This window comes from Streptomyces sp. NPDC031111 (assembly GCF_055570675.1).
In genome coordinates this window covers 133435-151500 of the sequence record NZ_JBVIGS010000001.1, presented here as the reverse complement: position 1 = coordinate 151500, position 18066 = coordinate 133435, and the positions used below count along the sequence as shown (strand labels likewise).

17 protein-coding genes are annotated in these 18066 nt (G+C 70.8%); 9 read left to right on the top strand and 8 right to left on the bottom strand.

Features of this window, described 5'->3' with window-relative positions:
* Window positions 1-244: 244 nt before the first annotated feature.
* On the bottom strand, window positions 245-847 hold the full coding sequence (locus ACZ470_RS00660; RefSeq protein ID WP_468423076.1) for a DUF2017 domain-containing protein: 603 nt from the start codon (window positions 845-847) through the stop codon (window positions 245-247).
* 54 nt (window positions 848-901) lie between these two features.
* Complete coding sequence (clpS, locus tag ACZ470_RS00655; protein ID WP_019757729.1) at window positions 902-1219, bottom strand: ATP-dependent Clp protease adapter ClpS; 318 nt, start codon at window positions 1217-1219, stop codon at window positions 902-904.
* Between the two features lie 110 nt (window positions 1220-1329).
* Here clpS and ACZ470_RS00650 point away from each other — a divergent pair, with 110 nt between their 5' ends.
* Window positions 1330-2676, top strand: coding sequence for a nicotinate phosphoribosyltransferase (locus ACZ470_RS00650; RefSeq protein ID WP_468423075.1), 1347 nt, complete (start codon window positions 1330-1332; stop codon window positions 2674-2676).
* Window positions 2677-2837: 161 nt separating this feature from the next.
* On the top strand, window positions 2838-3425 hold the full coding sequence (locus tag ACZ470_RS00645; RefSeq protein WP_468423073.1) for a nicotinamidase: 588 nt from the start codon (window positions 2838-2840) through the stop codon (window positions 3423-3425).
* Between the two features lie 155 nt (window positions 3426-3580).
* Here ACZ470_RS00645 and ACZ470_RS00640 read toward each other — a convergent pair whose 3' ends face one another.
* Together ACZ470_RS00640 and ACZ470_RS00635 are read right to left on the bottom strand one after the other, a co-directional pair.
* Complete coding sequence (locus ACZ470_RS00640) at window positions 3581-3895, bottom strand: hypothetical protein (RefSeq protein WP_468423071.1); 315 nt, start codon at window positions 3893-3895, stop codon at window positions 3581-3583.
* A 134-nt stretch (window positions 3896-4029) separates the two neighbouring features.
* Window positions 4030-6387 carry an immune inhibitor A domain-containing protein gene (locus ACZ470_RS00635; RefSeq protein ID WP_468423069.1) on the bottom strand — a complete coding sequence of 786 codons (2358 nt, stop codon included), beginning with the start codon at window positions 6385-6387 and terminating at the stop codon, window positions 4030-4032.
* A 389-nt stretch (window positions 6388-6776) separates the two neighbouring features.
* Between ACZ470_RS00635 and ACZ470_RS00630 the strand changes: the two genes are divergently transcribed.
* Window positions 6777-7079, top strand: a complete 303-nt coding sequence (locus ACZ470_RS00630) for a hypothetical protein (RefSeq protein WP_468423067.1) — start codon at window positions 6777-6779, stop codon at window positions 7077-7079.
* 19 nt (window positions 7080-7098) lie between these two features.
* Here ACZ470_RS00630 and ACZ470_RS00625 read toward each other — a convergent pair whose 3' ends face one another.
* From ACZ470_RS00625 to ACZ470_RS00615, 3 genes are all read right to left on the bottom strand, one after another.
* Window positions 7099-7785: an RDD family protein gene (locus ACZ470_RS00625; protein ID WP_468423065.1), complete on the bottom strand. Its 687-nt coding sequence runs from the start codon at window positions 7783-7785 to the stop codon at window positions 7099-7101.
* 92 nt (window positions 7786-7877) lie between these two features.
* Window positions 7878-9323, bottom strand: a complete 1446-nt coding sequence (locus ACZ470_RS00620; RefSeq protein ID WP_468423063.1) for an RDD family protein — start codon at window positions 9321-9323, stop codon at window positions 7878-7880.
* A gap of 115 nt (window positions 9324-9438) precedes the next feature.
* Complete coding sequence (locus ACZ470_RS00615) at window positions 9439-10854, bottom strand: FAD-binding oxidoreductase (protein WP_468423061.1); 1416 nt, start codon at window positions 10852-10854, stop codon at window positions 9439-9441.
* A 103-nt stretch (window positions 10855-10957) separates the two neighbouring features.
* Between ACZ470_RS00615 and ACZ470_RS00610 the strand changes: the two genes are divergently transcribed.
* The gene (locus tag ACZ470_RS00610) at window positions 10958-12355 is read left to right on the top strand and encodes a tetratricopeptide repeat protein (RefSeq protein ID WP_468423059.1); all 1398 of its coding nucleotides are present in this window, start codon (window positions 10958-10960) and stop codon (window positions 12353-12355) included.
* A 223-nt stretch (window positions 12356-12578) separates the two neighbouring features.
* Here the strand turns inward: ACZ470_RS00610 and hppD are convergent, their stop codons facing one another.
* Entirely contained in the window at window positions 12579-13727 is a 1149-nt protein-coding gene (hppD, locus tag ACZ470_RS00605) for a 4-hydroxyphenylpyruvate dioxygenase (protein WP_468423058.1), read from the bottom strand.
* Window positions 13728-13849: 122 nt separating this feature from the next.
* Between hppD and ACZ470_RS00600 the strand changes: the two genes are divergently transcribed.
* The 5 genes from ACZ470_RS00600 to ACZ470_RS00580 all read left to right on the top strand — a co-directional run bounded on the left by ACZ470_RS00600 (window position 13850) and on the right by ACZ470_RS00580 (window position 18057).
* Window positions 13850-14320 (top strand): Lrp/AsnC family transcriptional regulator, encoded by a 471-nt coding sequence (locus ACZ470_RS00600; RefSeq protein ID WP_468423057.1) that lies wholly within the window; start codon window positions 13850-13852, stop codon window positions 14318-14320.
* A 30-nt stretch (window positions 14321-14350) separates the two neighbouring features.
* Window positions 14351-14998 (top strand): ABC transporter permease, encoded by a 648-nt coding sequence (locus ACZ470_RS00595; protein WP_468423055.1) that lies wholly within the window; start codon window positions 14351-14353, stop codon window positions 14996-14998.
* Window positions 14999-15080: 82 nt separating this feature from the next.
* Window positions 15081-16289: an ABC transporter ATP-binding protein gene (locus tag ACZ470_RS00590; protein ID WP_468424023.1), complete on the top strand. Its 1209-nt coding sequence runs from the start codon at window positions 15081-15083 to the stop codon at window positions 16287-16289.
* Window positions 16286-17095 (top strand): ABC transporter permease, encoded by an 810-nt coding sequence (locus ACZ470_RS00585; protein WP_468423052.1) that lies wholly within the window; start codon window positions 16286-16288, stop codon window positions 17093-17095. The genes ACZ470_RS00590 and ACZ470_RS00585 overlap by 4 nt, the downstream gene beginning before the upstream one ends.
* Complete coding sequence (locus ACZ470_RS00580) at window positions 17092-18057, top strand: glycine betaine ABC transporter substrate-binding protein (protein WP_468423050.1); 966 nt, start codon at window positions 17092-17094, stop codon at window positions 18055-18057. The genes ACZ470_RS00585 and ACZ470_RS00580 overlap by 4 nt, the downstream gene beginning before the upstream one ends.
* The last annotated feature ends 9 nt before the right edge of the window (window positions 18058-18066 follow it).

The window sequence follows — 18066 nt, the reverse complement described above, 5'->3', positions numbered from 1 at the left end:
CGCCCTTCTGTCGTGCTGGTCGTACACACCGGCGGTGACCGGCTTCCTCGATCACGGCGAGGGGTGGGCCGAAAACGAGTTGCCGATTCTTACCACGCCGTTTACCTGCCAATGAGTGATGCAGATCACAGAAAACCGCCCCTACGGGACAAAACCGCAGGGGCGGTGACGCGATCGTTATCCGGACTTGAGGTTCCTCTGAGCGAACAGATCCGGTGATCTTTCCGGACAGATCCCTACATATTCACGGCATGAGCGTCGTGACGAGGGTCTCCTGGAGGCCGCCGAGCCACAGGTATGCCATCACCATCGGCTTGCGCGGATCCTCGTCGGGGAGGCGGAAGAGGAGGTCGCTGTCGTCCTCGTCGCTGATCTCCAGCCGGGAGCCGATCGCGAGGCGCAGGTCGTTGAGGGCGCCGAGCCACTGCCGGGACTCGTCCGGCGACAGCTTGAGCACCGCGCCCTCCTCGCCGGCCGAGGCGAGCGCGTCCAGGGAGCGGATCACCGCGAGGGCGTTGTCGCGCTTGCCGGCCCGCAGGTCGTTCTCGGTGTAGCGGCGGAACTCGGCGGAGTACGCCCGCTGCTCCTCGGCCTCCTTGGCCTGTGGGATGCCCTCGGGGTCGCCGTAGGCGTCCGGGAAGAGACGGCGCAGCACGGGGTCGGAGGGCGGCTCACTGGGACCCTCGGCGAAGAGTTCGGCGAGCGGGTCGGCGGACGCGTCCTCGGACGGGCCGGGGCCGATCAGCTCCATCAGCTGCACGGCGAGGGACCGGATGATGGAGATCTCGACGTCGTCGAGGGCGACGGCCGCGCCGCCGCCGGGGAGCGGTTCGAAGGTTCCTGGCATGGCGGCGTCGCTACTTCCGGTCCTGCGGGCGGGGTCGGGTCATGTCCGGTTCGGTCACTTCCGGTCCTGCTGGAGGGTGGCCCACAGTCCGTAGCCGTGCATGGCCTGGACGTCGCGTTCCATCTCCTCGCGGGTACCGCTGGAGACGACCGCCCGGCCCTTGTGGTGGACGTCGAGCATGAGCTTGGTGGCCTTGTCCTTGGAGTAGCCGAAGTACGTCTGGAAGACGTACGTCACATAGCTCATGAGGTTGACCGGGTCGTTGTGGACGATGGTGACCCACGGGACGTCGGGCTCGGGTACGGCGAAGACCTCCTCCGCCGACTCGGTGCGTTCGATCTCCAGGGGTGCGGGTGACGTCACACAGCCCATGCTGCCACCGCAGGGGGGTGGTCGCACAAACCGCCCCGCTCGGACGGGGTGCCGTCCGGCATCCGAACCCCATTTCGTCAAACTGACGAAATGGGGTTACCATCCTCAGCATGAACACAGCGGACCTTGGGCTGCCGGTGGACGTTCCCTCGACGGCGCTCTTCACGGACCAGTACGAGCTGACGATGCTGCGCGCCGCGCTGAAGGCCGGCACGGCCGGGCGCCGCAGCGTGTTCGAGGTCTTCACCCGGCGACTGCCGGACGGCCGCCGCTACGGCGTGGTGGCCGGCACCGGGCGGGTGCTGGACGCGGTGGAGAACTTCCGCTTCGACCCGGGCGTCCTCGGGTTCCTGCGCGAGAAGGACATCGTCGACGAGGCGACCCTGGACTGGCTGGCCGGCTACCGCTTCTCCGGTGACATCTGGGGCTACCCCGAGGGCGAGGTGTACTTCCCGGGCTCGCCGATCATGCGCGTGGAGGGCAGCTTCGCCGAGTGCGTCCTGCTCGAGACGGTGATCCTGTCGATCCTCAACCACGACTCGGCGATCGCCGCCGCGGCCTCCCGGATGTCGTCCGCCGCCGGTGACCGGCCGCTGATCGAGATGGGCGCCCGGCGCACCCACGAGCTGGCCGCGGTGGCCGCCTCGCGGGCCGCGTACGTCGGCGGTTTCGCCTCCACCTCCGACCTGGCGGCCGGCTTCCGCTACAACATCCCCACCGTGGGCACCTCCGCCCACGCCTTCACCCTGCTCCACGACACCGAGCGGGACGCCTTCCGGGCGCAGGTGGACTCCCTCGGCGGCGGTACGACGCTGCTGGTGGACACGTACGACGTGGCCGAGGCGGTCCGTACGGCCGTCGAGATCGCGGGGCCGGAGCTGGGCGCCGTACGGATCGACTCCGGTGACCTGCTGCTGGTGGCGCACCGGGTGCGGCAGCAGCTGGACGAGCTGGGCGCCACCGGCACGAAGATCATCGTGACCTCGGACCTGGACGAGTACGCCATCGCCTCGCTGGCGGCGGCTCCGGTGGACGCGTACGGCGTCGGCACCCAGCTGGTGACCGGCTCGGGGCATCCGACCGCCTCGATGGTCTACAAGCTGGTCGCCCGCGCCGAGTCCGCCGACCCGAAGGAACCTTTGGTGCCGGTGGCGAAGAAGTCCACCGGCGGCAAGACCTCCATCGGCGGCCGCAAGTGGGCCGCGCGGCGGCTGGACGAGTACGGCGTCGCCGAGGCCGAGGTGATCGGCACCGGCGAGGTGCCCGACGAGCTGGCCGATCGGCAGTTGCTGGTGCCGCTGGTCAGGGGCGGCGAGGTGATCGCCCGTGAGCCGCTGGACGTGGTCCGCGACCGGCACGCGGCGGCCCGCGCCGGTCTGCCGCTCTCCGCTACACAGCTCTCCCGTGGGGAACCCGTCCTTCCGACGGAGTACGCGCACGGGCCCTCGGGTAGCTAAAAGCGTGCCCCCCGTGCGCGGGGCGGGGCTCCTCGAACGCGGGCGGGGGCTCCCGTCCCCCCTGCCGTGCCCCTGTCCGCGCCACCCGCAATTCAATAGGCTCGGAGGTTCACCCGGCCGGGCCCGCCCCCACCCGACCCCATAGTCGAAGGACACCGACCATGCGCCGCGCACTGATCGTCGTTGACGTGCAGAACGACTTCTGCGAGGGGGGCAGCCTCGCCGTGTCCGGCGGTGCGGATGTGGCCGCCGCCATCACCGAGCTGATCGGGCAGGCCCCCGCCGGTTACCGGCACGTGGTGGCCACCCGCGATCACCACATCGCGCCCGGGGGCCACTTCGCCGACAACCCCGACTTCGTCCGGTCCTGGCCCGCGCACTGTGTCGCCGGGACGGAGGGGGTCGGGTTCCATCCGAACTTCGCGCCCGCGGTGACCTCCGGGGCGATCGACGCCGTGTTCAGCAAGGGGGAGTACGCGGCGGCGTACAGCGGGTTCGAGGGGGCCGACGAGAACGGGACGCCGTTGGCGGAGTGGTTGCGGGAGCGGGGGGTCGAGGAAGTGGACGTGGTCGGGATCGCCACGGATCACTGTGTGCGGGCCACCGCGTTGGATGCGGCGAAGGAAGGGTTTCGTACGCATGTGCTGCTGGATTTGACCGCGGGGGTTGCGGCGGAGACCACTGAGCGGGCGCTGGAGGAGTTGCGGGGCGCGGGGGTGGAGCTGTCGGGGAAGCCCGTCGTTCAGTGAACCTGGGTTGGGGTGGGGCGGGGGGTGTGCAGCTCGCGGCGCTGAGCCGGTGCCGCTGCGCCCACCCGTGCCGCCCCAGCGGCACGACTGCCCGCAGCTAAGCGGGAGCGGCACGATTGCCCGCAGCTACGCGGGGGCGGCGTGACTGGCCGCAGCTACGGTCTCTGTAGGGCTCTTATGGGGTGCCAGAGTTCTACCGTCAACGGGTTGGCGGTGGGGGTGGTGCGCCATATGAGGCCGTCGGGGTGGTGGAGGACCGCGGTGATCTCGTCGGGGGTGGGTGGGGCGGCGTTGCCGCGCAGGTAGACCGCTCGCAGGCCCAGGTTGCGGAGCCTGGTCAGGGCTCGGGCGCGGTTCTGGGCGTGGACGAGTACGCGGACTCCGGCCGGTGCGTCGGCGGCGGGGCTGGGCAGGTTCAGTGCCACCACCACCGTGCCGTTCGGCAGCTTGCAGAAACCTCCTGCGGCCATGCGGTCATACCCCCGGTTCGGTCTGTGTCGTCACAGGTGTCAATAAGAGAGCCACAGGGGGCACCTAAACACGGATCGGCGGTGACCCGCCAGGGGGTCACCGCCGATCATGCTCTGACCTGCTAAGACGCTATTTACCTGCCCGCAGGACCGACCTCGAGCTCGATCGTCGAGCCGTTCCTGGCCTCCTTGACGATCTTGATCTTCGTGTTGGTGTCAGTGACCTTGACACCGGCGGTCGGGTTCGACTCGTCGTAGTAGGTGTTGGTGCGGTCGTTGAAGACCGAAACACCCTTCGACGACGGGATCCACTTCGCCACGTCCGCCTTGTGCAGCGTCATGCCGTCGGTGCGGTACATGCTGAACGGCGAGTCGTAGGCCTGGATGCGGTTGCGCATCAGCGTGCCGTCGGACCACTTCAGCGCGGTCGGGTGCGAGTCGATCGGGAGGATCAGGCCCGTGCCCTCGTGCTGGCTGGTGTTGTTGTCCGCCTGGGAGGTGTCCCACTTCCAGATCAGCAGACCGTTCTGGTACGCGTAGTGCTCGACCCAGTCCGGGCGGGACGTGAAGCCGAAGTTGTACGGGCCGACCTCGAGGGTCTTGTCGTACGACACGTACTGGCGGTTCTCGGCGATGTAGTACTGCGCGTAGTCCTTGGTGAAGGACGCGCCCTGGCGGGTGAAGCCGTTCGCCGTCCAGGCGGCGTCGGCGCTCTCGGCGTTGTCCGAGAAGACCGGGGTGCCGTCCGCCGTCACCGTGATCGAGTCGGCCGTGAAGCCCTTGAGGGCCACGCCGCCGTCGGACTGGTAGCGGAAGCGCAGGTCGACCTTCTGACCGGCGTACGCGTCGAGGGAGTACGCGAACTTCTTGTAGCCGTCGAGCGTGCCGTGCAGGGCCGGCTTGTCGCTGCCGTCGCGCGGGATCGGCTGGCCGTCGACCGTGCCGTCGAGGGCGGTCCAGTTGGCGCCGCCGTCGGTGGACACCTCGGTGTAGAGGTAGTCGTAGTTGGCCTCGATGTCGTACCAGCCGTCGAACGTGAGCTCGGCGGACGACTTGCCGGTCAGGTCGACCGAACGGCTCAGCGTGTTCTTGAGGTTGTCACCGCTGCCGCTCCACCACTGGGTCTGGCCCTCGGCCGGCGGGATGATCTCGGTGGTGACGGCCTTCTTCGGCAGCTGGACGACGAGCGCCTGCTTGTGCTTGGTGTTGTACTCGGCGACGCCCAGCTTGTGCCAGGAGTTGACGCCCGCCTTGGCGGTGTCGTAGTTCAGCCAGCCGAGCTGGAGCTTGTCCCAGGCGGTCATGTCGCCGGGCAGGTTGCCGATCTCGTTCTTCCCGGTGCCGAGCCAGGAACCGGAGGACATCAGCGACCAGAAGCCGGTGGAGTTCTCGCCGCCCGCGGTGTCGTAGAGGTCCGGCAGACCGAGGTCGTGGCCGTACTCGTGGGCGAAGACGCCGAGTCCGCCGTTCTCCGGCTGGACGGTGTAGTCGCCGACCCAGATGCCGGTGGAGCCGATCTGCGCGCCGCCGAGCCTGTTCTGGTCGGGGCCGGTGGCGCCGGCGTCGGTGCCGAAGGCGTACCAGCGGTGGGCCCAGATCGCGTCGGTGCCCTGGGCGCCGCCGCCCGCGGACTCGTCCTCGCCGGCGTGCACGATCTGGAAGTGGTCGATGTAGCCGTCGGGCTCGTTGAAGTCGCCGTCGCCGTCGAAGTCGTAGCGGTCCCACTCGTCGAAGCGGGTGACGTCCGCCTTGATCTGGGCGTCGGTGCGGCCGGCGGCCTTCTGCTGGGCGACCCAGGCGTTCAGGCCGTCGCTGACGACGTTCCACACGCTGGGGCAGTTGGTGTCGCCACAGGCGTTGTTGCCGTAACGGGCCTCGTTGTAGGGGACCTTGACCCAGTCGGAGACCTCGCCCTCGACCGAGTAACGGCCGGAGGACTGCTTCTCGTAGTACGTCTTGACGGAGTCCACGCCCTTGCCGGACCCGAAGTACAGGTCCTCGAAGTGCTGCTGGTCGTAGTCCTCCTGCCAGGCCGTGGAGTTGTCCACCTTGCGGTCCGGCTTGGCGATCTGGTTGTGCAGCGGGCCGGCGTCGCCGCCGTAGCGGCTGTCGACCTTGTCGCCGAACTCGACCAGGATCGTGAAGATCTTGTCGGTCTTCTCGCGGCCGAGCTCGACGTACTTGCTGTCGCCCTTCTTGCTCTTGAGCTCGACGACCTTCGAACCGTCACGGTTCTTGACCGAGCTCTTACCGGAGATGACCTGGTTCAGGGCTTCCTCGCGCTGGGCCGCCTGCGTCTTGGAGAGCGGGCCCGAGAGGTCGTGCTCGACGTGGTTGTGCTCCGCCGGGTCGTGCCGGTCCACGGCGCCGGGACGCTCGGCCTTGTCAGCCGAGTCGGCCTGGGCCACGGTGAACGCAGAGCAGGTGGCGGTAACCGCCGCGAGGGCAACGCCTATCGCGGACGCTCTGAACGTCCAGGGTCTACTGGTCACTTGAGATCCCCTCCCGCGTGCGTGCGCGCGGTCAAAGGAGGTTCCGTCTATGGAAGGTCCCGCGCGGACGTGATCAACGCGTGTAGTCAAGTGACGACATTTGACTAGAGGTTCGCCAGAAAAAACAGACCTTGACTTGAACAGTTCAATGGCACTATGCGGAGACGACGTTCGCTTACCGGACGCACCGGTGCGAAGGTCCCCGGGCGCGCACAACCGTCCACTTGATGGACGCCATGAATCCGTGCGCCCCCTGTGCACCGGCCCTGTCGGTTAGGTCACGCTTACCGTCCGTTCCCCTCGGGCACTCTCGCGGTTAGAGTCGTCTGGCGGAACCGCCCCGAACCGGTGGAAAGCCAGGCGGACAGCCCCCGACTCCCGAGGACACGATGGCCATGCCCCGTCCGACTGTCGCTCAGCTCGCTTACGGCTCGTGCACCGTGATCTTCTCGACCTTCGCCATGCTGCTGTTGTCCGGAGCCAGTTCGGGCGTCGGCGTCGCGATCGTCGCCGTCTCGGCGCTCGCCCTCGGACTGCTGGTGGCCATGAGGGCCCCGCTCCCCCGGCCACGCACGGCCGCGGCGGGAGCGTCCGCCGTGGTGGCGGCACGCCCCGTGGCCGCCCCGGAGCCGGTACGGGCCACCGTCCCGCCTCCGGCCCGCGAGCCGGTGCGGGAGCGCGCGGCCTCCTGAGGCCGTCCCCGCTCATCCGTCATCCGGTGCTGACCACCACGGTCTTGGCCGCCTTGTCGTGCAGGCCCTGTTTGTAGGGCCGGTCGAAGAAGCTCCAGCCGCCCGAGATCGCGGTCCACACACAGGCGCAGCAGAACGCGAACGGCAGCCACAGCACGGCGGCGCGGATCAGCGCCGTCTGCACGGAGGGGTTCGAGCCGTCGTCCAGGTTGGCGACCCGCATGCGCAGCCACTTCTTGCCCAGGGTCTGGCCGTTTCGGCTGATCATGAAGGTGTCGTAGGCGATGTAGAGCACCGCGGCGATGACGGACTGCCCGAAGGAGTTGCCGACGTTGACGTCGTCGCCGTCGACGTTGTACTCGCTCACCCCGAACGGCCAGGTGAGCAACCAGACCACGATGCCGACGAGGATCATGTCGATGATGCGGGCGAGGGTGCGCCTGCCGCTGTCGGCGAGCGGGGGCATGCCGGCGAGGGGATCGGTGGGACCGGGACCGCCACCGTAGGGGGCACCGCCGTAGGGACCGCCACCGCCGCCACCACCGCCGTACGGATCGCCGCCCCGGGGCGGCGGGGGCGTGCCTCCCGGGGTGTCGTACGGGGAGCCCGGCCCCGGGGTCTCGGGGCCGCCCGGCGGGGGGTGCTTCTTGAACGGGTCGTCGTCCGGCGGCTGCTGACCGGAGCCGGGGGGCGGTTCGGTGGTCATGCCCCCGAGTCGACCGCGAACCCTCCGGCCCCGCATCCGGCGAGCGGCCGTCCGGAGTAGCGGTGGCCCGCGGTGGCGCTGGTGACGGTGGTTCAGCCGGCCACGAACGTGTGCGCGGCCTTGTCGTGCCAGCACTGGCGCCAGGGCTTGTCGAACAGGCACCACGCGACGCCGACGACTCCGACGACGAGCAGCCCGGGGACGCTGTAGACCAGCCAGCGGCGCAGGGCCGGGCCGAAGCCCGGAGCCTCGTGCCCCTCGATGTCCCGTACGTCCAGGCCGAGCAGCTTCTTGCCCAGGGTGCGGCCCCACTTGACGGTGGGCAGCACCTCGAGGAGGACACCGGCGAGGAGGAGCACGGCCAGGACGATGCCGAGGTGGACCGAGGTGGTGCCGTCGATCAGCCAGACCGTGACGGTCTCGCCGGACTGCTTGGCCGCCTCGATCTTCGCGTCGATGTGGTCCATGGCCTCGATGCCGAGCGGCACACCCGCCACGGCGGTGACGGCGCCGAGGACGACGGTGTCCAGCAGCCGGGCGGCCAGTCGTCTGCCGAGCGCGGCGGGGCGGGCCGCGGCCTGGCGCCGGGCCGCGGCCTGGAACGGGTCGTCGACCGGCGGCTTCCAGGGCGCGACCGGCGGCTCCTCTGCGCCGGCCAGCCGGTGCACCTGCTGCGCCCACGAGGACTGGCCGCCGCCGGGGCCGCTCGTCAGAGGCGCGGAGGGGGCGGCAGCGGCGGGCCGGGCGGCAGCGCCCGGGGTCTGCGGGGGCACGGTCGGGGCCGCGGCCTGCTGGGGACCCGACGGCGCCGTGGCGGCAGCGGCGGCGCGCTCGGCCGCCGCCTTCCCGGCCCCGAAGCCGGGCCGTCCGGAGGCGGGGCCCGCCTGCTGTCCCGCGTCGCCCTGTGCCGGGCGGGGGCTGACGGCGCGGAAGGTCATCGTGCCCTCGTCCGCGGGGGCCTCGGCCTCCTGCCGCGGCTTCGGCGTCGGCGAGGGCGTGGTCGTGGGCGTGGGCGTGGGCCTGCGGAACACGAACGTGTTGCCCGAAGCGGCGGCCTCCCCCGCGTCCGGAGCGTCCGCGCCCGTGGATCCGGCCTCCGGCGCGGAGGGCACGGAGGACGCGGGGGCGTCGGACGGCGACGGCGCGTGCGGCACCCTCGGGTCGGCGCCCCAGGAGACCTTGCGGTCCTGGTCGCCGCCGAAGCCGGACTGGTGGGAGCGGTCGGCGCCCCAGGCCGAGGCGGGTTCGGGCCGACTGCCGTGCTGGACCTCGGCGGGCGACGGGGACGCGGCGGCCGGGGACGGTCCGGCGTCCGGGTCCTCGTCGAAGAAGTGCGGTCCGGTCTCCTCGACGGTGGGCCGCGCCGGGCCCACGCCCGGCGGTGGTGCGAGCGACTCGCCGTCCTTGGGCGCCGGTCGGCTCGTGCCCGGCACCCAGGAGGCACCGTTCCAGTACCGGACATATCCAGGAATGGACGGGTCCGGGTAATACCCTTCGCGGGGCCTGTCGTCGCCGGGGGCCGGGGTTGGGGCGCTCATGTCCGTCGTCCCGTATCTGCTCGGTGGGTGGGTCGGGGGGAACCACATCTATCAGACGGGCGGGAAACTGACCGCCCGTCCGGCCGGACCCCACCCCTTTCGGGCATCTTCTCGTTCAGAAGAGCTTGCCCGGGTTGAGAATGCCCAGCGGGTCGAACACCTGCTTGACGGCCCGCTGCATCTCCAGCCCCACCGGGCCGATCTCGCGCGCGAGCCACTCCTTCTTCAGCACGCCCACGCCGTGCTCCCCGGTGATGGTGCCGCCGAGTTCCAGGCCGAGCGCCATGATCTCGTCGAAGGACTCCCGGGCCCGCCGCGACTCCTCGGGGTCCGACGCGTCGAAGCAGACCGTCGGGTGGGTGTTGCCGTCCCCGGCGTGGGCGACGACGCCGATGGTGAGCCCGTGCTTCTCGGAGATCCGCTCGACGCCGTCGATGAGCTCGCCGAGCCGGGAGCGGGGCACGCACACGTCGTCGATCATCGTCGTGCCCTTGACGGCTTCGAGCGCGACCAGGGACATCCGCCGCGCCTGGAGCAGCAGTTCGGACTCGGCGGCGTCCTCGGCCGGTACGACCTGGGTGGCGCCGGCGGCCTCGCACAGCGCGCCGACGGCCGCGAGGTCGGTGGCGGGGTCGGTGGTGTCGAAGGCGGCGAGCAGCAGCGCCTCGGTGGTCTCCGGCAGGCCCATGCGGGCCATGTCGTTGACCGCCTTGACCGTCGTACGGTCCATGAGTTCGAGGAGTGAGGGGACGTGGCCGCCGGCCATGATCCGGCACACGGCGTCGCAGGCGGCGGCGCCGGAGGCGAACTCGGCGGCCAGCACCAGCTGCTCGGGCGGCTTGGGCCGCAGGGCGAGGACCGCGCGGACGACGATGCCGAGGGAGCCCTCGGAGCCGACGAAGAGGCGGGTCAGGTCGTATCCGGCGACGCCCTTGGCGGTGCGGCGGCCGGTGGACATCAGCCGGCCGTCGGCGAGGACGACGTCCAGGCCGAGGACGTACTCGGCCGTCACCCCGTACTTGACGCAGCACAGCCCGCCCGAGGCGGTGCCGATGTTGCCGCCGATGGTGCACATCTCCCAGCTGGAGGGGTCCGGCGGGTAGTAGAGGCCGTGTTCGCCGACGGCGCGGGAGAGGGTGGCGTTGATGACGCCGGGTTCGACGACGGCGATCCGGTCGACCGGGCTGATCTCCAGGATGCGGTCCATCTTGGTCAGGGAGAGCACGACGCAGCCGTCGGTGGCGTTGGCGGCGCCGGACAGGCCGGTGCGGGCGCCCTGCGGGACGACGGGGACGCGGAGCTCGGTGGCGGTGCGCATGACGTGCTGGACCTGCTCGACCGTGCGCGGCAGGACCACCACCGCGGGGCTGCCGGCCGGGCAGAAGCTCGCCATGTCGTTGGCGTAGGAGGCCGTGACGTCGGGGTCGGTGAGGACGGCCTCGGGGGGCAGGCCGCCGAGCAGCCGGTCGACGAGAGGGCCGGCCGCCACCGTGTCTTCATCGCGTCGCGCTTCGATACGGCTCATGATCACAGCGTCGCACCCGGGGCCATCGGTGTGAACCCCGCGGAGGCAGGCGCGTCACGACGGGGTGTGATGATCGTATGGACGTGAGGTGTGGCGCACAGTGTGCGCCATGGACGACAAGCCATCCGAGCCCCGTCGGCGGGTCCGCCGTCGGGTCCTGCTCGCCTCGGTCGCCGGGTGCGCGGTGCTGGGCGGGGTGCTGGTACTGCTGCCCCGGGAGCATCGGGTGCCGCCCCCGCCGGACCCCGGAGCACGGGCGCTGGCGGCGGTCACCAGCGGCGTACCGGCCGCGCTGCCCGACCTGGCGGTGCTGGTCGAGGAGCACGAACGGCGGGTGCGGAAGCACCCGGGGGACGCGAAGGCCTGGGCGGTGCTCGGGGCGGCCCGCGTGGAGCAGGGGCTGCGGCTGGCGGACCCCGCGCACTGGTCACGGGCCGAGAAGGCGCTGCGCACCTCGCTGAAGGTCCGGGCGAAGGGCAACGCACCGGCGCTGCGGGGAATGGCGGCGCTGGCCAACGCGCGGCGGGATTTCGCGGAGGCGCGCAAGTGGGGCGAGGCGGCGCGGAAGCTGGAGCCGAAGCGGTGGACGACGTATCCGCCGCTGATCGAGGCGTCCGCCGGGCTGGGGGACGACGAGGAGACGGGGAAGCTGCTGGAGAGGCTGACGGACCTGCGCTCCGGGCCCGCGGTGATGGCGCGGGCGGCGGCCGTGTACCGGGACCGGGGCTGGCGGGAGGACGCGGCGGCCAAGCTGGCGGACGCGGCGTCGGCCGCCGGGGAGCCGGCCGAGCGGGCGGCGTATCTGGAGCGGGCCGGGCAGCTCGCCTGGGAGCGCGGCGACCGGGAGGACGCGCTGCGGCACTTCCAGGAGGCGGTGCGCGTCGACCCCGACCAGCGCGCGGCGCAGGCCGGGCAGGGCAGGGCGCTGGCGGCGCTGGGGCGGATGACGGAGGCGCTGAGCGCGTACCGGGTGGCGCTGGCGAAGCAGCCCCGGCCGGAGTACGCGCTGGAGCTGGGCGAGCTGTACGAGTCACTGGGGCTGCGGCAGGCGGCGGGTGTGCAGTACGGGGTGCTGCGGGAGCGGGTGCGGGTGGCCGCGGCGCACGGGGGTGACGAGGCGGTGGTGTGGGGGCGGTTCGAGGCGGACCACGGGGATCCGGAGGCCGCGGTGCGGCGGCTTCGGGCGGAGTGGGAGCGGCAGCCGTCGACGGAGGTGGCGGACGCGCTGGGGTGGGCGTTGCACCGGGCCGGGGAGGACGAGGAGGCGTTGCCGTTCGCGGTGCGGGCGACGGAGGGGACGGAGGGTGGGGGTGTGCGGAGCGCGCTGTACGTGTTCCACCGGGGGATGATCGAGCGGTCGCTGGAGCGGTACGGGTCCGCTCGGCGGCACCTGAAGGAGGCCCTTCAGATCAACCCGTGGTTCTCGCCCCTGGGCGTCCCCCAGGCAAAAGCGGCCCTGACCCGCCTGGGCGAACCTTCCGTCCAAGCGGGCCCCGAGTCTTCCTGACGCCCTCCGCCGCACTCCGCCGCTCTCCGCGGGCAGTCGTGCCGCAGGGCGGCACGGGTGGGCGCGACGGCACCCCGTAAGCGCCGGGCTGCGCGACCTCCCCCCGCCCAGGCACCAGCACCCGTTGCGCTGCCCGGGCGTGGGTTGCTCTGCCGGCGTTTGCCGGGTGCCGCTGCGCCCACCCGTGCCGCCCCAGCGGCACGACTGCCCGCAGCTGGGGCAGTTACAGGTTGCCGCGCTTTTCCTGTTCGCGTTCGATGGCCTCGAAGAGGGCCTTGAAGTTGCCCTTGCCGAAGCCCATCGAGCCATGCCGCTCGATGAGTTCGAAGAACACCGTCGGCCGGTCCTGGACCGGCTTGGTGAAGATCTGGAGCAGATACCCGTCCTCGTCCCGGTCCACGAGGATCTTCAGCTCGCGCAGCGTCTCCACCGGCACCCGCGTCTCGCCCGCCCACTCCCCGAGCGTGTCGTAGTACGAGTCGGGAGTGTCCAGGAACTGGACCCCGGACGCCCGCATCTGCCGCACCGTCTGCACGATGTCGTTCGTGTTCAGCGCGATGTGCTGGACGCCGGCACCGCCGTAGAACTCCAGGTACTCGTCGATCTGGGACTTCTTCTTGGCGATGGCGGGCTCGTTGATCGGGAACTTGACCTTGAGCGTGCCGTCGGCCACCACCTTCGACATCAGCGCGCTGTACTCGGTCGCGATGTCGTCGCCCACGAACTCCTTCATGTTCGTGAAGCCCATGACCTTGTTGTAGAACTCGACCCACTCGTTCATCCGGCCGAGCTCGACGTTGCCGACGCAGTGGTCGATCGCCTGGAAGGTGCGCTTGGCCGGCGGCTCGACGATCGGGGCGGCGGCGACGTAGCCGGGCAGGTAGGGGCCGTCGTAGCCACTCCGCTCGACCAGCGTGTGGCGGGTCTTGCCGTACGTGGCGATCGCCGCGAGGACGACCGTGCCGTGCTCGTCCTTCAGCTCGTACGGCTCGGTGACGGAGCGGGCGCCGTGCTCGACGGCGTAGGCGTACGCGGCGCGGGCGTCCGGGACCTCGATGGCGAGGTCGACGACGCCGTCGCCGTGCGCGGCCACGTGGTCGGCGAGGAAGGCCCCCCACTCACTGGACTGCTTGATCACCGAGGTGAACACGAAGCGGGCGGAGCCGCTCTCCAGGACGTAGCTCGCGGTCTCGCGGCTGCCGTTCTCCGGTCCGGAGTAGGCGACCAGCTTCATGCCGAAGGCGGTGGAGTAGTAGTGCGCCGCCTGCTTGGCGTTGCCCACGGCGAAGACGACCGCGTCCATTCCCTTGACCGGGAAGGGATCGGCCTGCCGGGCGGTCGCGTCGGGAGTGTGGTGTGTGGTCTGCGTCATAGGGGCAGCGTGGGCCAGCTCCGCAAGGTGCGCAATAGTTTGCCTCTTCACTGGGCAATGTGTTCACTCGAAGGCGCCCGCATACGGGCTTTCTGTACAGGATGACCACTGGGGAGGCGGCCATGGCGATCGATCATCTGGACGGGCGGATCATCCTGCTGCTGGCGCGGGAACCGCGGATCGGGGTGCTGGAGATGTCCCGGCGGCTGGGGGTGGCGCGCGGAACCGTGCAGGCCCGGCTGGACCGGCTTCAGTCGAACGGAGTCATCCGCGGATTCGGCCCCGAGGTGGATCCGGCGGCCCTCGGCTACCCGGTCACGGCGTTCGCCACGCTACAGATCCGGCAGGGCCAAGGAGCCGACGTACGGGCCCACTTGGCGACCGTGCCGGAGGTGCTGGAGCTGCACACCACCACCGGTACCGGGGACATGCTGTGCCGGCTGGTGGCACGCTCGAACGCCGATCTCCAGCGGGTGATCGACCTCGTCGTCGGTTTTGATGGCATTGTCCGGGCCTCCACGGCGATCGTCATGGAGAACCCCGTTCCGCTGCGGATCATCCCGCTGGTGGAGCAGGCCGCGCTCGGCGAGTGAACCGACCTGGCCGAGCTGGGGTGAGCGGATGTGAACTTCTGGGAGTACCTGGAGAGCCGGCATCAGCAACTGCTCACCGACGCGTATCAACACGCCAGCGTGGTCTTCCAGTGCATGGTGGTGGCGACCCTGCTCGGCGTGCTGATCGGGGTGGTCACCTATCGCAGCGAGTGGGCGGGCAACCTCGCCACGACCACCACCGCCACCCTGCTGACCATTCCCGCGCTGGCCATGATCGGTCTGCTGATCCCGGTGGTGGGACTCGGGGTGCCGCCGACGGTGATCGCGCTGACGCTGTACGGACTGCTGCCGATCGTGCGGAACTCGATCGTGGGCCTGCGCGGGGTCGATCCGTCGCTGGTGGACGCGGCCAAGGGGATCGGCATGTCGCGCCCCGCCCGGCTGGCGCGGGTGGAGCTGCCGCTGGCCTGGCCGCCGATCCTGACCGGCATCCGGGTCTCCACGCAGATGCTGATGGGCATCGCCGCCATCGCCGCGTACGCCTCCGGTCCCGGGCTCGGCAACCTGATCTTCCGCGGGATCGCCTCGCTGGGCAGCAAGAACGCGCTGAACCAGGTGCTCGCGGGCACCCTCGGGATCATCGTCCTCGCCCTGTTGTTCGACGCCGCGTACGTCCTGATCGGGCGGCTGACCATTCCCAGGGGGATCCGTGCCTGATCCATCCGTGCCTGATCCGCCCGCGCCCGATCCGTCCGATGCCGGGACGGCCGGGGCGGAGTCCCGGTCGGTCGGGGCGACCATCGAGCTGGAGGGGCTGACCAAGCGGTACCCGGGCAGCGCGCTGCCGGCCGTCGACAACGTCAACCTGGACTTCAGGTCCGGCGAGACGGTGATCCTCGTCGGCCCGTCGGGGTGCGGGAAGTCCACCCTCCTGAAGATGATCAACCGGCTGATCGAGCCGACGGCCGGCCGGATCCGCATCGGCGGCGAGGACGTCACCGACATGGACCCGGTGCGGCTGCGCCGCAAGATCGGGTACGCGATCCAGGCCAGCGGGCTGTTCCCGCACATGACGGTGGCGCAGAACATCGCGCTGGTGCCGAAGATGCTGCGCTGGCCGGCGGCGCGGGTGCGGGCCCGGGTGGAGGAGATGCTGGACCTGGTCGGTCTGGACCCCGGCGAGTTCCACGGCCGCTATCCGCGTCAGCTGTCCGGCGGTCAGCAGCAGCGGGTGGGCGTGGCACGGGCGCTGGCGGCGGACCCGCCGGTGCTGCTGATGGACGAGCCGTTCGGCGCGGTCGACCCGATCACCCGGGACCACCTCCAGGACGAGCTGATCCGGCTCCAGCGCGAGCTGCACAAGACCATCGTCTTCGTCACCCACGACTTCGACGAGGCGATCAAGATCGGCGACCGGATCGTGGTGCTGCGCGAACGCTCCCACATCGCCCAGTTCGACACCCCGGAGGCGATCCTGACCAACCCCGCCGACGACTTCGTGTCCGGATTCGTCGGCGCCGGGGCGGCGCTGAAGCGGCTCAACCTCACCCGGGTGCGGGACGTGGAGATCACCGACTACCCGACGGTGAGCGTCGACGACCCGCTCCAGCACATCTTCAACAAGCTGCGCTCCGGCGGCACCAACGAGGTCCTGCTGCTCGACAAGCGGGGCCGCCCCTACAAGTGGCTCCGGCGCGGCGACATGATGCGCGCCAAGGGCTCGCTGGCCCGCGCGGGCACGCTGGTGCACGACACGGTGACCCGGGACGCGACCCTGCGGGACGCGCTGGAGGCGGTGCTCACCGACAACACGGGCCGGGTGGCGGTCACGGGGCGGCGCGGCGCGTACGAGGGTGTCGTGGACGTGGAGACGCTGATGAACTCCGTGCACGAACTGCTGGAGGCGGACCGGCTGGAGGCGATGGACGCCCAGCACGACCTCGAGGAGCAGCGCGCCGCGCAGACGCACGCGGAGCAGGAGGGCTTCGGCGGGGAGGCGAAGGCGTGAGCACCGCCACTTCCGGCTCCACCGAAGAGACGGAGGCCGCTCCCCCGCCGGCGGCCACCCCCAAGCCGCCCCGGGTGACCTGGCTGAAGCTGACCCTGCTGCCGGTGGTGCTGATCGCCGTACTGCTCGCGACCTGGCTCTGGTTCGAGCAGGCCGACCTCGACGCGCTCACCCGGAACGCGCTGTCGAACGGGCAGGTGACCAAGGCGCTCTGGCAGCACATCCAGCTCACCGTGATCTCGACGTTCTTCGTGCTGATCATCGCCATCCCGCTGGGGATCCTGCTGACCCGCCGTATGTTCCGCAGGGCCACCCCGGCGGCGATGGCGTTCGCCAACATGGGGCAGGCCACCCCGGCGATCGGTCTGCTGGCGCTGCTGGTGATCTGGCTGGGCATCGGCCGCAAGGCGGCCCTGATCGGCATCATCGCCTACGCCGTGCTGCCGGTGCTGTCCAACACCATCGCGGGCCTGAAGGCCAACGACCCGACGCTGCTGGAGGCGGCGCGCGGCATCGGCATGTCCCCGCTGGGGGTGCTCACGCGGGTGGAGCTGCCGCTGGCCGTCCCCCTCATCCTCGCGGGGGTGCGTACGGCGCTCGTCCTGAACGTCGGCACGGCGACGCTGGCGACCTTCGGCGGCGGCGGCGGGCTGGGCGTCCTCATCACGACCGGGATCACCAGCCAGCGGATGCCGGTGCTGGTGGTGGGCTCGGTGCTCACCGTGGCCCTCGCGCTGCTGGTGGACTGGCTGGCCTCCCTGGCGGAGCTGCTGCTGCGGCCACGGGGTCTGGAGGCGGGGCCATGAGACGTGTCCGCCTGTTCCTGGCCGGGGCCCTGCTGGTGGCGGCCTCGGGGTGTGGCCTGACCAGCGGCTCCCCCATGGTCGACGACGTGGAACCGGGCTCGATCGGCCGGGGCAGACCGCTCGAGGGCGCCAAACTCACCGTGACCTCGAAGGAGTTCACGGAGCAGCTCATCCTGGGCGCGATCATGGGCATCGCCTTCCAGGCGGCCGGCGCGGAGGTCGTCGACCGGACCGGCATCCAGGGCTCGGTCGGCTCACGGGAGGCCGTCGTCAACGGTGAGGCGGACGCCGGGTTCGAGTACACGGGCACGGCGTGGATCACGTACCAGGGGAACAGCGAGCCGATCCCGGATCCGCGCGAGCAGTGGGAGGCGGTGCGGGACGCGGACGTGGAGAACGGGGTCACCTGGCTGGAGCCGTCGACCCTGAACAACACCTACGCCCTCGCCATGAACCAGGCCAACTACGAGAAGTACCGCACGCGGACCCTCTCCGACGTGGCCGCGCTGGCGAAGTCCGACCCGGGGGCGGTGACGCTGTGCGTGGAGGGCGAGTTCGCCAACCGCGCGGACGGGCTGCCGGGCATGGAGAGGACGTACGGCATGAACATCCCCGCGCGCAACGTCACGCAGATGGACACCGGGATCATCTACACCCAGACGGCCAAGGGCGCCTGCACCTACGGCGAGGTCTTCACCACCGACGGGCGCATCAAGTCCATGAACCTGGTGGTGATGGAGGACGACAAGAAGTTCTTCCCCAACTACAACGCGGCGCCGACGGTCAACACCGAGACCCTGAAGGAGTGGCCGGCGATCGCGGACGTCCTCGACCCGGTGACGGCGAAGCTGAACAACACGGTGGCGCAGGACCTCAACGCGAAGGTGGACGTCGACGGGGAGGACCCGCACCAGGTGGCGCTGGACTGGATGGTGGAGGAAGGGTTCGTCAAGGAGGGCTAGCCGGCGGAC

Bases quoted from the DNA above. Each gene is read 5' to 3' on its own strand.
- ACZ470_RS00660 (WP_468423076.1), bottom strand. From the start codon at position 847: ATGCCAGGAACCTTCGAACCGCTCCCCGGCGGCGGCGCGGCCGTCGCC.
- clpS (WP_019757729.1), bottom strand. From the start codon at position 1,219: ATGGGCTGTGTGACGTCACCCGCACCCCTGGAGATCGAACGCACCGAG.
- ACZ470_RS00650 (WP_468423075.1), top strand. From the start codon at position 1,330: ATGAACACAGCGGACCTTGGGCTGCCGGTGGACGTTCCCTCGACGGCG.
- ACZ470_RS00645 (WP_468423073.1), top strand. From the start codon at position 2,838: ATGCGCCGCGCACTGATCGTCGTTGACGTGCAGAACGACTTCTGCGAG.
- ACZ470_RS00640 (WP_468423071.1), bottom strand. From the start codon at position 3,895: ATGGCCGCAGGAGGTTTCTGCAAGCTGCCGAACGGCACGGTGGTGGTG.
- ACZ470_RS00630 (WP_468423067.1), top strand. From the start codon at position 6,777: ATGGCCATGCCCCGTCCGACTGTCGCTCAGCTCGCTTACGGCTCGTGC.
- ACZ470_RS00625 (WP_468423065.1), bottom strand. From the start codon at position 7,785: ATGACCACCGAACCGCCCCCCGGCTCCGGTCAGCAGCCGCCGGACGAC.
- ACZ470_RS00620 (WP_468423063.1), bottom strand. From the start codon at position 9,323: ATGAGCGCCCCAACCCCGGCCCCCGGCGACGACAGGCCCCGCGAAGGG.
- ACZ470_RS00610 (WP_468423059.1), top strand. From the start codon at position 10,958: ATGGACGACAAGCCATCCGAGCCCCGTCGGCGGGTCCGCCGTCGGGTC.
- hppD (WP_468423058.1), bottom strand. From the start codon at position 13,727: ATGACGCAGACCACACACCACACTCCCGACGCGACCGCCCGGCAGGCC.
- ACZ470_RS00600 (WP_468423057.1), top strand. From the start codon at position 13,850: ATGGCGATCGATCATCTGGACGGGCGGATCATCCTGCTGCTGGCGCGG.
- ACZ470_RS00580 (WP_468423050.1), top strand. From the start codon at position 17,092: ATGAGACGTGTCCGCCTGTTCCTGGCCGGGGCCCTGCTGGTGGCGGCC.